This window comes from Actinacidiphila oryziradicis (genome assembly GCF_005047355.1).
Taxonomy (GTDB): Bacteria; Actinomycetota; Actinomycetes; order Streptomycetales; family Streptomycetaceae; genus Actinacidiphila; species Actinacidiphila oryziradicis.
Window position 1 is genome coordinate 1 of the sequence record NZ_SUMC01000154.1, and the last position, 13,099, is coordinate 13,099.

Below are 13,099 nucleotides of genomic sequence, written 5' to 3' on the forward strand. Positions count from 1 at the left end.
GTGAGGTGGTCGACGGTGTCCAGCAGCACCCGCAGCAGACGGCCGTGGTGGTCCTCGAACTGCCCGGTGAGGGCCTCGGTGAGGGCCGGTTTCTTGTTGACCAGGCTGCCTTTGGCGAGGTCCGCCATTCCGGGGGTTGCGCTGGCCTGCGACCAGGGCGTCCAGCATGGCCCGGCCCGACACTGCGGGTGCCGAGAATCTCATCCGCGCACGTCAGCGGCCAGACGGCCTGCCCTAGCGAGATGTGCCGCGAGGCAGGAACTGAACTCGTTCAGGCAGGCTGCCGGTACTTGTTGAGCGCGTTCAGTTCCAACCGTCGCTGCACGGTAGCCTCAACCCGACTCAGGTGTGCTGAGCAGGGCGGATGATTTATCGGCACCCGCAGGACTCTGTCGCCCGATCCGGCCGACCTGCCGAAACCGACCGGCGGCTAACGGTGAACGTGCTGGTGAGGCTGATCGAATCGGCCCTCACTGCGGATCGGGCGACAGAGTCCCGCAGGGTGTCGCAGGTTCGAATCCTGCCTGGGGCACAGGTAAGCAGCAGGGCAGGTGCCCGTCGAGGTTCGAGTGCTGGTGGATCAGCGCGGCGCGCTCGGAGGACTGGCTGGCGCGGACCATCGTGTCTTTGAGGGTCGCGCGCGACTGCGTCGCGAGCGTGTGACCGGTGTGACGAAGATCGTAGAAACGGAAGTACCCGACAGCCCGGCCCCTACGCGAGCCTTTGAAGAGCAGGCCGAGCGTGCTGCGTCGAGAGCATGGGGGCGGAGCGCCATGCGCCGGCAACCCTGCGTAACATCCTCCGCCCGTAGCGGCCGTGTGCAGGTGGGTTTCGTCACTCTCAGGAATGGATCACGCGACCGGGCAGTTGACCCCGGGCAGTTCATCAACCATTGGAGGAGAGCTCGCATGGCGACATCGCCGACAACGTCGACCGCCGCCACCCCGGATGGCAGAGGTATTGGCCTGCGATCTGAACGGGGCCCGGTGTTGATCGCGATCATGCTCAGCACCGGCCTCGTCGCACTCGACTCCACGATCCTTGCCACCGCCGTCCCGTCCGTAGTGCGCGACCTGGGTGGCTTCTCCCAGTTTCCCTGGCTGTTCTCGGTCTACCTGCTCACCCAGGCGGTCACCGTGCCGCTGTATGGAAAATTCGCCGATTCGCTCGGCCGCAAGCCGGTGATGTTCTTCGGCATCGCGGCCTTCCTGCTCGGCTCCGTACTGTGTGGAGTTGCCTGGAGCATGCCCCTGCTGATCGTCGCCCGGGCCGTTCAGGGCATCGGGGCCGGTGCGGTGCAGCCGATTAGCATGACGATGGTCGGCGACCTGTACACCGTGAAGGAACGCGCCCGGGTGCAGGGCTACGTCGCCAGCGTCTGGGGCATCGCCTCGGTGATCGGGCCGACTCTCGGCGGCCTGTTCTCCGAGTACCTGTCCTGGCGACTGATCTTCTTCGTCAACCTGCCGCTCGGCGCCGTCGCTGTCTGGATGCTGAGCCGGCACTTCTCCGAGAAGGTGACCCGCAAGAACGACAAGAAGGTGGACTACGCCGGCGCGGCCGCCCTCACCGGTGGGTTCTCGCTGCTCATCCTCGGCCTTCTGGAGGGCAGCGTGGCCTGGGGCTGGGCCTCGCCGCCGAGTATCGCGATTTTCGTCATCGGCATTGCGCTGCTGGTCGGGTTCTTCCTGATCGAGCGCCGCGCGGCCGAGCCCGTGCTGCCGCCGTGGGTGTTCCGTCACCGCATCCTGGCGGGCGGCAACCTATCCGCGCTGGTCATCGGCGCGCTGATGATCGGCCTGAGCTCCTACCTGCCGACCTATGCGGAGGGCGTCCTTGGGAAGAGCGCCGTCGTCGCCGGTTTCGCCCTCGCCGCGCTGACCGTGGGATGGCCTCTCGCGGCCAGCCTGTCAGGGCGGATCTATCTCAGGATCGGGTTCCGGGACACCGCGCTGATCGGCAGTGTGTTCGTCGTCGCCGGTGCCGTGCTGGTCACGTTGCTGGGTGAGCACACCTCAATCTGGTTCGCCGCGCTCGCCGCGTTCGTCCTAGGCGTCGGACTCGGCCTGTCCGCAAGCCCGACGGTGGTGGCCGCCCAATCGGTGGTTACCTGGGAGCGGCGCGGCGTGGTGACGGCGACCAACATGTTCAGCCGCTCGCTGGGCAGCGCGGTCGGGGCGGCAGTGTTCGGCGCGATCGCCAACGCCAGCCTGGCCGCCAGCTATGCCAACCCGCCAGCGGCCGTGGCAGGCAAGCTGTCCGGCAGCGTGAACGCCACCAGCCTGACCTTCGGTCCGGCGCCGAAGTCCGAACTTCCCGCGGTGGCGCGTTTCCTGCGCGACTCGCTGTACGAGGCCACCCACCACGTTTTCCTCGGACTGGTCGTGCTGGCGGTGCTCGGGGTCGGCGCGCTGCTGCTGATGCCGCGACACAGTGAACCGCTCGCCTTCGACTGACAAGGGGACGGCTCACCGTAGGTCGCAGGACATCCCCTCGCTGCGGTGAGCCCGTCGGAAACCAGGCTCCGCCCTGCCGCGCAGCGGGTCTTCGAGGAGGCGGCGGAGACAGGAGGGTCCGGCCCGCTCCCGCCGAGCGGGACGACCGGCACCCGTACCGCTCCAGAATGGCTGCACAGCCTGTGAGCTGGGGTTTTGCCGGTCGGTCAGCTGGCTCGGCGGTACTCATTGATGAGGCCTGCAACGGCTTGGCGGCGATCGATCCGGGCCAGTGGCAGCGGGATAACGTTGGGGTCGTCGAGGGGCGCGAGCTGATCTCGGCCCTGGTGGGGCCGGTGGCCGTTGAAGTGTCGCGCATAGTCGTGGAGGATCTTCTCGGCGTGGCGGCGGTCGAAGATCAGCAGTCGGTCGGTGCACTCCTCGCGGACGGAGCGCACGAATCGCTCGGCGTGCGGGTTGCAATTGGGGCTTCGCGGAGGGATCTTGGCGACCATGATGCCCTCACTGGCGAAGACCGCGTCGAAGGCAGCGGTGAACTTCGCGTCCCGGTCCCGAACGAGGTGGGTGAACTCGGTCGCGCGGCCGTCGAGCTGCCAGAGGAGTTGGCGGGCCTGCTGGGTGGCCCAGGCGGCGGTGGGGTGGGCGGTGACCCCGAGGATGTGGACCGTGCGGGTACGGACCTCCATGACGAACAGGGCGTACAGCCGCTGCAGGCCGATGGTGTCCACATGAAGAAGTCGGTGGCGAGAAGGCCGTCGGCCTGGGCCTTGAGGAAGGCGATCCACTCGCCGCGTGCCGGGTGACGGCGCGGGGCCGGTCCGAGGCCGGCGGCGCGAAGGATGCGGCGGACGGTGGCCGGGCTGACCTTGTGGCCGAGGCGGCGTAGTTCGCCGTGGACGCGCCGGAACCCCCACCGCGGGTTCTCGGTGCCGAGTCGGGTGATGAGGTCGCGTAGTTCTTCGGGTATGGGTGGCCGGCCAGGTGAGGCGGGTTGGGTCCACTTCTTCTTGATCAGACGCTGGTGCCAGGCAAGGAGAGTGCGCGGGGAGACGATGCGGTGATGGCGCAGGGCCCGGGGGAGTAGCCGGGCGAGGGCTGCGAGCAGGGCGCGGTCCGGCCAGCTGGGTCTGGGAACAGTGACCTGTCGGCGCAGCACCGAGACCTCGTGCCGCAAGATCAGTATTTCGGCCTCCTTCTCGGCAGGGGAGCGGGACAGTAGGACCAGCCACGCAAAGATCCGCGTGGCGATCAGATAGAGCAGTCGCACGAGCACGAGGATCCATGACGCCGTAGCGACCCCGAGGGGCGTCGTTCCAGGTCACAGGCGGTGCAGCCATTTTGGAGCGGTACGGTCGACCGGCGGGCAGAAGCTGGAGCGGCAGCTCGACGCGCTCACCGCCGCCGGGTGCCGGAAGATTTTCGCGGACAAGAAGTCCGGCAAGGACGCGCTCCGCCCCGAGCTCAAGGCGTGCCACGCCTTCCTCGACGCGGGCGACACGCTCGTGGTCCCCTCGCTCGACCGCTACGGCCGCAGCCTCCAAGACCTCATCAACATGGTCGCCGAGCTGCGCGAGCGCGGCATCGGCTTCACCTCGCTGCACGAGAACCTGGACACCACCACCCCCGGCGGCCGGCTCGTATTCCACGTCTTCGCCGCGCTGGCGGAGTTCATCCGCGAACTCATCGTCATCGGCACCAAGGAGGGCCTGGCCGCCGCCCGTGCCCGCGGCCGAGTCGGCGGACGGCCCACGGTCGCCACCGAAGAGATCATCCGCGCCGCCCGCGACCTGCTGCCCGACCCGGGCCGCTCGATCACCTCGATCGCCAACCTGCTCGGCATCTCCCCGGGCACGCTCTACAACCACATCCCGGACCTGCGCGAGCTGCGGGCCGGTGCCGTGCCCCGCCAGCTAGAAGCACCGACGAAGTAGGTCAACTTCAGCAAGATCAATCTCAGCGGCACTTTCTGTACCTCAACTACTCAAGCCCGCACCAGCAGCAGGTGCAGTGGCTCGAGGCCACCGTCGCGCAGCACCGGGAGCACCGAACCAGAGTGATAGCCGCGGTAGGGAAGCTAACCAGCACCATCGCCTCCCGGGGGCGCGCGCAAGCTGTGACGGAGCTCGGGGAGGCCCTCACGCAGGAGCGGCGCTTACGCCAGGACCTGGACCGGCAGGCCGATCACGTGGAGGAGGCAGACAACGCGCTGGCGGCCGATGCGAAAGCCCGGGCGGAAAAGCAGGGCGTGATCGCCGCCGGTGAGAAGGCCGGGAAGAAGCTGACCTTGGCTCTGCGCAGCCGGCTGGCGGACGCCATCAGCGCGCGGACCCTGCTGCCCTCATGGTTCGTGACGGTGCTCGGGGCGGCGCCGCCGGCACCGAGGACCCAGCAAGGGATGGACACCGCCACGCAGGTGCTGTTGTACCGGGTCACCTACGACGTCACCGACTCTGTGGTTGCTCTCGGGGACAAGCCCGTGGGCCGTACCGGGCGCCGCGCGGAGTGGTACGCACAGTTGTCCAAAGATCTGCGCCACTGGTAGCAAAAGGCCGGGATTCCCTGCGGGGCGACAGGCGGCAGATCCAGACGGCGGTGCTGGGCCGTGTGGACTCGGAGGAGCCGCTGATGCTGCCTGCCGGAGCACGCGCACGGCGACGGCCAGGCAGCGACCAGGACACCCGGACAAGGACGGCGGCAGCGGAAGTGGGTGGTCAGGTTGTGGTGGGCCAAGAGCGCAGCAGCTCGGCGATTCGGGCGGCGGTGCAGGTGGGGTCGAGGAGGACGTCGCGCAAGGCGGCCGCGTCCTGGTGGGTCGGTTTGACGGAGATGTTGGAGGCTTCGAGGTACATGACCCCGGTCGCGGCCGCGACGGACAGGTTGGACCTCTCCAGCCATCGGCAGCGCCCGAGCGTGTGCACCAGGGCGGCGGCTCGCGCGTAGGGGCCGTCGTAGACCGGTTGCTCAAGGAGTTCGGCCTGGTGCCGGGCGCAGGCGGCGATGGGGACGCCGTAGTCGTCGGGGGCCGGGTCGCCCGCCCCCGCGATCTCAGCTACCTGCAGGATCCAGGCGACGTCGATATGCACATCCATTACGCGGCGTCTGCTCCTGACGAGCTCTGGGCGTCCTCGGCCTCGTCGAAGACGTGCTGGTGCTCGGACAGGAAGCGCCCGGCTGCGCCCATGGCGCGTTCGCGCAGTCCGCTGGCGTCGTCGAGGATGAGCTGGGCGAGGTAGTCGCCGATACCCAGGCCGCGGTCCGCAGCGCGCTTTTTGGCAAGTTCGGCGATCTCCGCGTCCACGCGGGCGCCGAGTTGTGTCTTGGTGGCCATACCGCGAATGGTAACAGCTGTTACCGGAACGTGAGAGGTCTTCGTGGCGTTCGATCCGAATGCCTCGGATGACTCCGGTTCGGCCTGCTATCGGCCGCCCCCCGCTCGACCCCGGAGTCCTACAGAGGCCGCGGCCCTCGGGCCGTGCGGAGCGCAGCGGCCGGTGGTGCGCATGCGGGCGCTTCGAGGGGCACGGTGGGTTGTCGCGCCCCTCGAAGCGCCCGGCGTGTGGCTTTTCTCGACTGTCAGATGGTGGGGTGCTGGTCGCGGACCGGGCTGAGCGACTCCAGCAACGAGGCGATGTGCAGGATCGTCGACTCGGAGTGCCAGTTGGCTGCCAGCTGCACACCGATCGGCATGCCGTCGCTGCTCGTGCCGAAGCGCATGGACAGGGCCGGGAGTCCGGTCAGGTTGAACGGGATGGTCGCCGTCTGCATGTGGGCGGCGTCCACCGTCTGGCCGTTGATGGTGAACTGTGCGAGTCCGTGCGCGTGCGCGGGGATCGGCGTCACCGGAAGCAGCAGCGCGTCGTAGCGCTGGAAGTACTCCGCGAAACCGTCCCGGAGTCGCTCGATGCCCTGTTCGGCCAGGACGTAGTCCTCCACGGACGTGTCGGGGCCGGCGAGCATGGACTTGGAGACCTTGAACATCTGGTCCTCGTGACCGGCGGTGACGTCCCGGAAGGCCGGCTTGACCTCCATGACGTGCTGTCGGTAGAAGAGCTCGAGGGGGTTGTCCCGCTCGAGCGCCGGGATGCTCACAGCCTCGACCTGAACCCCAGCGCCCTGCAGCGCTTCGGCGGCCTTCTGCACGGTGGCAGCGACCTGCGAGTCGATCGGACCGAGTCCGGAGTCGACCAGCCAGCCGAGGCGGACGGGCCGGTCCGGCGACGTGCCCAGGCCGGCGTCGAACTCGCGCGGGACGGTGGCGAAGCCGTCGGCGCCGTCCGGGCCGGCAAGCAGCGAGTAGGCCAGTGCCAGGTCGCGGATGGTGCGGGCCATCGGGCCGACGTGCCAGTCACGGCGCGGCACCCGCGGCCAGACCCCTGTCATCGGGATACGCCCGTGCGTCGCCTTGAGGGCGACGATGCCGGTGTGTGCAGCCGGCCCGCGCACCGAGATGGCCAGGTCGCTTCCGAGCCCGAGCGGCGACATCCCCGCCGCGATCGCCGCCGATTCCCCGCCACTGGAACCGCCGGACGTGCGGTCGAGGTTCCAGGGGTTGTTCGTCCTGCCCGTCAGGAGATTGTCGGACTCGGTCGAGTACGAGAACTCAGGGAGGTTGGTCTTCGCGAGGAGGATCGCACCGGCGCGCTTCATACGCGCCACGCTGGTGGCGTCCGTGTCCGGGACGCGGCCCTCGAAGATCGGGGAACCGCGCTGGGTCAGCACGCCGGCGGTGTCGAACGAGTCCTTGACCGTGAACGGCACGCCGTGCAGTGGCCCGACCTCCACGCCCGCCGCGAGCGCTTCGTCCGCCGCCTTCGCGGCCTCCAGAGCACCGTCGGCGAGCGTAACGACGGCGTTGACCTTCGGATCGGTGGCCTTGATGCGATCGAGGTGCGCCTGCAGCACCTCGACGGACGACACCTTGCTGTTGCGGATCAGTTCAGCGAGTTCGCTCGCATCGGAGTAGATGAGGTCGGTGGTCATGATAATTTCCTCTCCTAGACCGGTCTACTCTTTTAGACCAGTCTACTACGAAAGTGCTGCCCGGGGCCGGTGCGCCGCAGGCGGCGGGGGCTTGTCAGACGTGGAGGACCTGGCGTGTGACCGTCATGGCACGGTCGAGATAGTCCGGGCTGCGATGGATCTTGGCCATCATGCTCGCTCCGAGCCACAGGTCGTAGAGAGCCTCGGCCGTCGTGCGGGGGCTGTCATCGACGGACACGGACCCATCCGCGATGCCGTCGGTGATCATCCGCTCCAGTCGGTCGACGATCTCCGTGGTCCCGACTTTCGTCGCCACTCTCATCACCTCTGAGAGGTCGGCGATCTCCGCACCGAGCTTGACGACCAGGCACCCGCCCTGGCAGTCGTCCACGACTTGCATGTCGTAGAAGTTCTGCCAGTACCTCATCAGGTGCTGCGCAGAGCTCTTGCCCTTGTCGGCAACGATCCCGTCCATGGTCGTGAGGTACTCGTCGAAGTAGCTCTTCATCATCGCCTCACCGAAGGCGTCCTTGGAACCGAAGTGGTGGTAAAACGACCCCTTCGGGACACCGGCCGCGGCGAGGATTTCGTTGATGCCGACCGCGGCGTAGCCCTTCGCGGCTACGATCCGCCGTGCGGCGTTCAGAAGGCTCTGGCGCGTTTCCGCCTTGGTGACTGGCATGGGTTAACCGTAGCACCGGATTAGACCAGTCGTCTCGACGGGTGGAGTGTCAGGTGTGGGGCCCGGCTGAGCGGGCGAGGCGCTTGATCTGCGGGCATGGATGACGTCCGGCCAGGTGCGCGGTTGAGTGCGACGAGGGCCAACGCATCGGCGAGCTCCGCGATGCTTACGGACACGGTGCGCATCGCCCGGCCGAGCGCGTTGTCGCCCGTGATAGACGGTGCGCCGCTGATCAACAGGGGACCGGGCCGGAAGCCGGCGACGTGCAAGCCGAGGCTCTGCTGGGCAGTGCTGTCGGCGGCGGTGACCGTCTGTCAGACCTGCACCAAAAGTGATCCAGAACCCAAATTCAGCCGCCGACGACACATTCCACGGCCCAGTGATCGACAAGTGCTGCCCAGACTCGTCGACAAGTGGTGTCCGTTCCCACCTACGAAGCCAGCGGACAGCCGGGCACGCTCTATGGCGACTTTAAGGTTCACCCAGAGTCGCCCACAAGTGCCCTTGGTGTGCTGGTGCGCGGACGGGCCGAGGAGTCGGCCCGTCATGAATCCTCACCGATCCTCACCAAGGGAATGCCGATGCGACACACGAAAGCCATCGCGGCCGTAGCCGCGGTCCTCATCGTGGCGGGGGGCACCTCGGGCGCCGCCGCCTCGGGGGCGGTCAAGGGCCCGCCGTCGAAGACGGTCACGGCCGACGCGCAGAAGCGCAAGGAGGGGACGGGCGCCGAGTGGCTCACCCGCCTCGCCCACCGTTACGGCGTCACCGTGGCGCAGCTCGAACGGGCACTGCCGGACGTCAAGCGCGAGCTCGGGCAAACGGGCAAGGCGCCGACGGACCCAGCCGTGGTCGCCCTGCTCGCGCACGATCTGAAGATCTCCCAGGCCAAGGCGGAGCAGTTGCTGAAGGAGGTGTTCACACAGCCTGAGGGCGGGAAGGGCAAGCCCGGTGGGGGCGGAAAGGGCAAGCCGGGCGGTGGCGGCAGCGTCAGCGCCGACGCGTTCATCAGCGGGCTCGCCAAGCAACTGGGGGTCTCGCACGAGAAGGCCGCAGCCGCCTACGCCGCCCTGAGCAAGCTGGGCCGCGACCACGGCGGAGTCGATCCCAGCAGCGCGCAGTTCGCCGCGATCGCCAAGAACCTCGGGGTGACCCCGAAGCGGCTGGCCGACGTCATCTACCAGGTCAAGCTGAGTCTGTCCGGAGTCGGCTCCAAGGGCTCACCGGCCTCACGGGCCTCTTACAAGGGCTGAGGCACCCTCGTGAGCATGCGGGTACTGGTGGTCGACGACGATGACGCGGTGCGCCGTTCGCTGGCGCATGCCCTGACCAGGGACGGCTACGAGGTGTCCGTGGCACCCGACGGCGCCACGGCGCTCATGGAACTGAGCCGCGCCCGCCAGGACGCTGTGGTGCTCGACATCCTCATGCCCGAGCCCAACGGTCTGGAGGTCTGCCGTCGGCTGCGCATCGGCGGCGACCGCACCCCCATCCTCATGCTCACCGCCCGCGACCTGGTTTTTGACCGGGTCGCGGGCCTGGACGCGGGCGCCGACGACTACCTGGCCAAACCGTTCGCGCTGGAGGAACTCCGGGCGAGGCTGCGCGCCCTGCTGCGGCGCAGTGGCGCGGCCCAGAAGGTCCTGACGTACGCGGACCTCGCCCTGGACACCGCCGCCTGCCGGGCGCGGCGCGGGACGCGGCCACTGGAACTGACCCGCACCGAGTACGCGCTGCTGGAGCTGTTCCTGCGCAACCCGGAGCGGGTGCTCAGCCATACGCTGATCTTCGACTCCGTCTGGGGCTACGACTTCGGGCCGTCCTCCAACGCCCTGTGGGTTTACATCAGTTACCTGCGCGCCAAGCTGGAGGCCGGCGGCGAGCCGCGGCTCCTGCAGACCGTCCGGGGCCTCGGCTATGTGCTGCGGGCGGAGCCGTGAGCCTGCGCAACCGGGTCGCCCTGGCCGGCGGGACGGTGGTGCTGGCAGCGCTCGTCCTCGCCTCCCTCGTGCTGTATCCGTCGATCGGCGCCAAGCTCACTCAGCAGCACGACGCCACCCTCGTCGCCGCCGTCCAGCAGGCCCCGGACACGATCAAGGCCGTCAAGGTGAAGGCCGCGACGTCGGGCACCCAGCCGGCCTTCTTCAGCGGCCTGCCGGTCGACATCGGCTCCACCCGGCTGCAGTTGCTCCCGGCGCCGATCACTCCCGGCCCGAGCCCCGGCTTCATCAAGGTCGGTACGACGGACCAGCAGGTCGCCGCCGGTCTGCGCGAACCGTACTTCCAGGACGCCGAGTACGGCGGTGTCCACTACCGCGTCTATACGGCGCCGCTGCCGGGTTCGTCCGGCGCCCTGATCCGCGCCGCGATGCCGATGTCGGCGGTGAGCGCCCCGCTGGGCCGGCTGAAAGCGCTGCTGATCGTGATCACCCTCGCCGGCGGCCTGCTCGCCGCGCTGGTCGCCCGGCTCGCGGCCGGCCGGGTGCTGCGTCCGGTGCGCCGGCTGACGGAGACGGTCGAGCACATCACCGCGACCCAGGATCTGACGGCCCGCATAGAGGTCCACGGGCGGGACGAGATCGCCCGCCTCGCACGGGCGTTCGCCTCCATGACGGCCGCCGTGGACGCCTCGGTGACCACCCAGCGGCGCCTCGTCGCGGACGCGTCGCACGAGCTGCGTACGCCGCTGACCAGCCTCAACACCAACCTTGAGCTGCTGGACGAAGGGCTGGGCGTGGCGGACCCGCAGGCCCCTGAGCTGGTCGGCGCGGCACGCGAGCAGACCCGGGAGCTGATGGCACTGGTCAACGACCTCATCGACCTCGCGCGGTACGGCCATGACAGCGCCCACACCGAGGACACCCGGCTCGACCTGGTGGCGCTTCGGGTCGCGGAGCGCGCGGCGGCGCGGGCGACCGGCCTCGACATCCGTACGGAGCTGGCCGAGTGCCTCGTGCACGGCGACCCCGACGCGCTGGAGCGGGCCGCCGCCAACCTCGTGGACAACGCCGTGAAGTGGAGCCCCGCGGGCGGGTCGATCCTGGTGCGGGTGTCCGCGCAGGGCACGTTGACGGTCACCGACGAAGGCCCGGGGATCCCCGTGGCGGACCTGCCGTACGTCTTCGACCGGTTCTACCGCTCGCCGACGGCCCGCGCCCTGCCCGGCAGCGGGCTGGGGCTGGCGATCGTACGGCAGATCGCGGAGAAGCACGGCGGCAACGTGGCCGCGCAGGCGCCGGCCGGCGGAGGCACGAGGCTGTGCCTCTCCCTTCCGGCCCTGCCCCGGACCCCGGTCCCGGCGTCACCGCACTGATGCCGCCAGCGGCACAGAGCGCGGCGGCTATCAGCACGGGACCGGGAACGGGCCCGGCAGTTGGTCGCCGACGCCGAGGCCCGTGGCTGGGAGCGCGAGGTCGAACGGCATCAGCGCACCGCTGACCGGCTTCGAAGCCTGCTCGACGACCTGGGCGAGCCCCATGACGCAGCGGCGGACGAAGACCCTTTGTTGCTTTGGTCGCCGGAGCTGTGCAGGAGCAGCGGCCGCGGCGGGGATGGTTCGGCAGCAGCGGGCAGCGGGGCGTGCTGGGCCGGGAGTTCGGGGGTCCCTGGCTACCCGATCCGGTGCCGTTCAGTTGCTCGATCGGCAAGCCGCGGGTATCTGCGGTCCGTCATGATGACCTTCATGAGTGACGCGGTGGATGTGTGGGCGGCAGCGGCCAGGTTCGACCGCAACGGTGTGGCCGAGGACGAGGCAGTGGCCGAGGGCGAGCGCAAGCGGGTGCTTGCCGAGTTCCGGCTGGAGGAATGGCCGATGCTTCCGCTGGAGCGCTATGCGCTCGGCCAGGTCCAGTCGGGCTCGGGGATGACGTACTGCCGGCTGATGGAGTTCGGTGTCCCGCACCTGGGCAGCATCAGGGGCGGCAGCGCTGCGAAGAACATCATGTACCGCCACAATTGCGGTGAGTGGCGCTTGGCAGCCCCGTTGCGTGATCGGGAGCCGGCGGATGCCTGGGAGCAGCTGCGGGGCCAGTACATAAAGGCCTTCGACGCGGTGGCTGCAGAGGACTTCGATGCACTGGACGATTTGGATCTCTTGCGGTTCGGGCCGGCGCTGGTGACGAAGTCGCTGGCCGCCTACTTTCCCCAGCATTTTCTGCCCGTGTATTCGGCTCGACTTTCGACGTTGGGTGTAGCTCGCTTGCAGGGACGCTGCGAGCTGGAAGTTTGCTGATGTGGCTGCGCGTGGTGGGGCCGGCTCGTAACGTCGGGGCATGATGCGGCCGAGATGGCCTTGCTGCCCCTTGGCCAGGCCATCGGTCACAGAATGACGCTCTCCAGGACCTGGCTGAGTTTCTCCAGCGGCCCGTGAGGATTTCCATGGCACTGAACATTGAGGACCGCACCGTCATCTCCGAGTTGATCTCGATGCACGGTCACCTGTGCGACGAGGGAGAGTTGGACCGGCTGGATGAGTTGTTTACCGACGACGTCGTCTACGACGTCACGGACTTCGGCCAGGAGCCGCTGACGGGAGTGGAAGCCATCCGAGCGGCGGCTATCACCTTGGGCGACGCGAATCCCGTGGGTCATCACGTGACGAACATCGTCGTCACGGAGGGAGACGACGGCCAAGTGCACGCCCGTTCCAAGGGCATCGGCATCAATATGGACGGCACGAGCGGCAGCGTGACCTATGAAGACACCTTTGTGCTCACCGGCCAGGGCTGGCGCATCAGTTACCGCAAGATCGTCGCACGACGGGTGCCGTTGGGCGGGCGGACGAAGTGAAACGGGCGTAGCCCCTTGCAGGAAGCCTGCCGATCAGGCTGTGGGGCGGTAGCCGTGTCGGTCGGCGGTGGGGTAGAGGCGTTCATGTTCGCGGGCGAGGTGGTGTCGCCAGTACTCCTCGAAGTCGCCGTTGTCCTTCAGCGCGCGGAGTTTGAGGATGGCTTCGGAGCCGTCGAGGCCCCATCGTGACCCG

14 protein-coding genes and 3 pseudogenes are annotated in these 13,099 nt (G+C 68.6%); 8 read left to right on the plus strand and 9 right to left on the minus strand.

Going from position 1 to position 13,099, the window contains the following annotated elements; all coding sequences use genetic code 11:
• Positions 1-560 precede the first annotated feature (560 nt).
• A pseudogene (locus FCI23_RS61700) lies at positions 561-752 on the minus strand (tyrosine-type recombinase/integrase); the annotation flags it as partial.
• 249 nt (positions 753-1,001) lie between these two features.
• Between FCI23_RS61700 and FCI23_RS50440 the strand changes: the two are divergent.
• Positions 1,002-2,456: an MDR family MFS transporter gene (locus FCI23_RS50440; RefSeq protein WP_246144829.1), complete on the plus strand. Its 1,455-nt coding sequence runs from the start codon at positions 1,002-1,004 to the stop codon at positions 2,454-2,456.
• 206 nt (positions 2,457-2,662) lie between these two features.
• Here the strand turns inward: FCI23_RS50440 and FCI23_RS61705 are convergent, their stop codons facing one another.
• Both FCI23_RS61705 and FCI23_RS61710 read right to left on the minus strand, forming a co-directional pair.
• Entirely contained in the window at positions 2,663-3,184 is a 522-nt protein-coding gene (locus tag FCI23_RS61705) for a transposase (RefSeq protein ID WP_246144827.1), read from the minus strand.
• A 134-nt stretch (positions 3,185-3,318) separates the two neighbouring features.
• Positions 3,319-3,729, minus strand: a pseudogene (locus FCI23_RS61710) (integrase core domain-containing protein); the annotation flags it as partial.
• Positions 3,730-3,826: 97 nt separating this feature from the next.
• Here FCI23_RS61710 and FCI23_RS50450 point away from each other — a divergent pair.
• Together FCI23_RS50450 and FCI23_RS61715 are read left to right on the plus strand one after the other, a co-directional pair.
• Complete coding sequence (locus FCI23_RS50450; RefSeq protein WP_136730691.1) at positions 3,827-4,387, plus strand: recombinase family protein; 561 nt, start codon at positions 3,827-3,829, stop codon at positions 4,385-4,387.
• A gap of 71 nt (positions 4,388-4,458) precedes the next feature.
• A complete protein-coding gene (locus FCI23_RS61715) occupies positions 4,459-4,998 on the plus strand; it encodes a hypothetical protein (RefSeq protein WP_246144828.1) in 540 nt (179 codons plus the stop codon).
• A 169-nt stretch (positions 4,999-5,167) separates the two neighbouring features.
• Here FCI23_RS61715 and FCI23_RS50460 read toward each other — a convergent pair whose 3' ends face one another.
• From FCI23_RS50460 to FCI23_RS50475, 4 genes are all read right to left on the minus strand, one after another.
• Positions 5,168-5,545 carry a fic family toxin-antitoxin system, toxin component gene (locus FCI23_RS50460; RefSeq protein WP_136730692.1) on the minus strand — a complete coding sequence of 126 codons (378 nt, stop codon included), beginning with the start codon at positions 5,543-5,545 and terminating at the stop codon, positions 5,168-5,170.
• Positions 5,545-5,784, minus strand: a complete 240-nt coding sequence (locus FCI23_RS50465) for a hypothetical protein (RefSeq protein ID WP_136730693.1) — start codon at positions 5,782-5,784, stop codon at positions 5,545-5,547. The genes FCI23_RS50460 and FCI23_RS50465 overlap by 1 nt, the downstream gene beginning before the upstream one ends.
• 245 nt (positions 5,785-6,029) lie before the next feature.
• Positions 6,030-7,436: an amidase gene (locus tag FCI23_RS50470; protein WP_136730694.1), complete on the minus strand. Its 1,407-nt coding sequence runs from the start codon at positions 7,434-7,436 to the stop codon at positions 6,030-6,032.
• A 94-nt stretch (positions 7,437-7,530) separates the two neighbouring features.
• Entirely contained in the window at positions 7,531-8,118 is a 588-nt protein-coding gene (locus tag FCI23_RS50475; protein ID WP_136730695.1) for a TetR/AcrR family transcriptional regulator, read from the minus strand.
• A 581-nt stretch (positions 8,119-8,699) separates the two neighbouring features.
• On the opposite strand from FCI23_RS50475, the gene FCI23_RS50480 reads away from it, so the two are divergent.
• From FCI23_RS50480 to FCI23_RS50490, 3 genes are read left to right on the plus strand one after another with little or no spacing between them, the layout of a single operon-like run.
• Positions 8,700-9,371: a hypothetical protein gene (locus FCI23_RS50480; protein WP_136730696.1), complete on the plus strand. Its 672-nt coding sequence runs from the start codon at positions 8,700-8,702 to the stop codon at positions 9,369-9,371.
• A gap of 15 nt (positions 9,372-9,386) precedes the next feature.
• Positions 9,387-10,058, plus strand: a complete 672-nt coding sequence (locus FCI23_RS50485) for a response regulator transcription factor (RefSeq protein ID WP_136730697.1) — start codon at positions 9,387-9,389, stop codon at positions 10,056-10,058.
• Positions 10,055-11,431, plus strand: a complete 1,377-nt coding sequence (locus FCI23_RS50490) for a sensor histidine kinase (RefSeq protein WP_136730698.1) — start codon at positions 10,055-10,057, stop codon at positions 11,429-11,431. The genes FCI23_RS50485 and FCI23_RS50490 overlap by 4 nt, the downstream gene beginning before the upstream one ends.
• 30 nt (positions 11,432-11,461) lie before the next feature.
• Here FCI23_RS50490 and FCI23_RS62815 read toward each other — a convergent pair whose 3' ends face one another.
• Complete coding sequence (locus tag FCI23_RS62815) at positions 11,462-11,596, minus strand: hypothetical protein (protein ID WP_265737845.1); 135 nt, start codon at positions 11,594-11,596, stop codon at positions 11,462-11,464.
• 204 nt (positions 11,597-11,800) lie between these two features.
• On the opposite strand from FCI23_RS62815, the gene FCI23_RS50495 reads away from it, so the two are divergent.
• Both FCI23_RS50495 and FCI23_RS50500 read left to right on the plus strand, forming a co-directional pair.
• Positions 11,801-12,349 (plus strand): hypothetical protein, encoded by a 549-nt coding sequence (locus tag FCI23_RS50495; RefSeq protein WP_211265834.1) that lies wholly within the window; start codon positions 11,801-11,803, stop codon positions 12,347-12,349.
• A gap of 134 nt (positions 12,350-12,483) precedes the next feature.
• Positions 12,484-12,906: a nuclear transport factor 2 family protein gene (locus tag FCI23_RS50500; RefSeq protein WP_322974036.1), complete on the plus strand. Its 423-nt coding sequence runs from the start codon at positions 12,484-12,486 to the stop codon at positions 12,904-12,906.
• A 33-nt stretch (positions 12,907-12,939) separates the two neighbouring features.
• Here the strand turns inward: FCI23_RS50500 and FCI23_RS50505 are convergent.
• Positions 12,940-13,099, minus strand: a pseudogene (locus tag FCI23_RS50505) (ISKra4 family transposase); the annotation flags it as partial.

Bases quoted from the DNA above. Each gene is read 5' to 3' on its own strand.
- FCI23_RS50440 (WP_246144829.1), top strand. From the start codon at position 1,002: ATGCTCAGCACCGGCCTCGTCGCACTCGACTCCACGATCCTTGCCACC.
- FCI23_RS50470 (WP_136730694.1), bottom strand. From the start codon at position 7,436: ATGACCACCGACCTCATCTACTCCGATGCGAGCGAACTCGCTGAACTG.
- FCI23_RS50480 (WP_136730696.1), top strand. From the start codon at position 8,700: ATGCGACACACGAAAGCCATCGCGGCCGTAGCCGCGGTCCTCATCGTG.
- FCI23_RS50460 (WP_136730692.1), bottom strand. From the start codon at position 5,545: ATGGATGTGCATATCGACGTCGCCTGGATCCTGCAGGTAGCTGAGATC.
- FCI23_RS50485 (WP_136730697.1), top strand. From the start codon at position 9,387: ATGCGGGTACTGGTGGTCGACGACGATGACGCGGTGCGCCGTTCGCTG.
- FCI23_RS50465 (WP_136730693.1), bottom strand. From the start codon at position 5,784: ATGGCCACCAAGACACAACTCGGCGCCCGCGTGGACGCGGAGATCGCC.
- FCI23_RS50495 (WP_211265834.1), top strand. From the start codon at position 11,801: ATGAGTGACGCGGTGGATGTGTGGGCGGCAGCGGCCAGGTTCGACCGC.
- FCI23_RS62815 (WP_265737845.1), bottom strand. From the start codon at position 11,596: ATGGGGCTCGCCCAGGTCGTCGAGCAGGCTTCGAAGCCGGTCAGCGGT.
- FCI23_RS50475 (WP_136730695.1), bottom strand. From the start codon at position 8,118: ATGCCAGTCACCAAGGCGGAAACGCGCCAGAGCCTTCTGAACGCCGCA.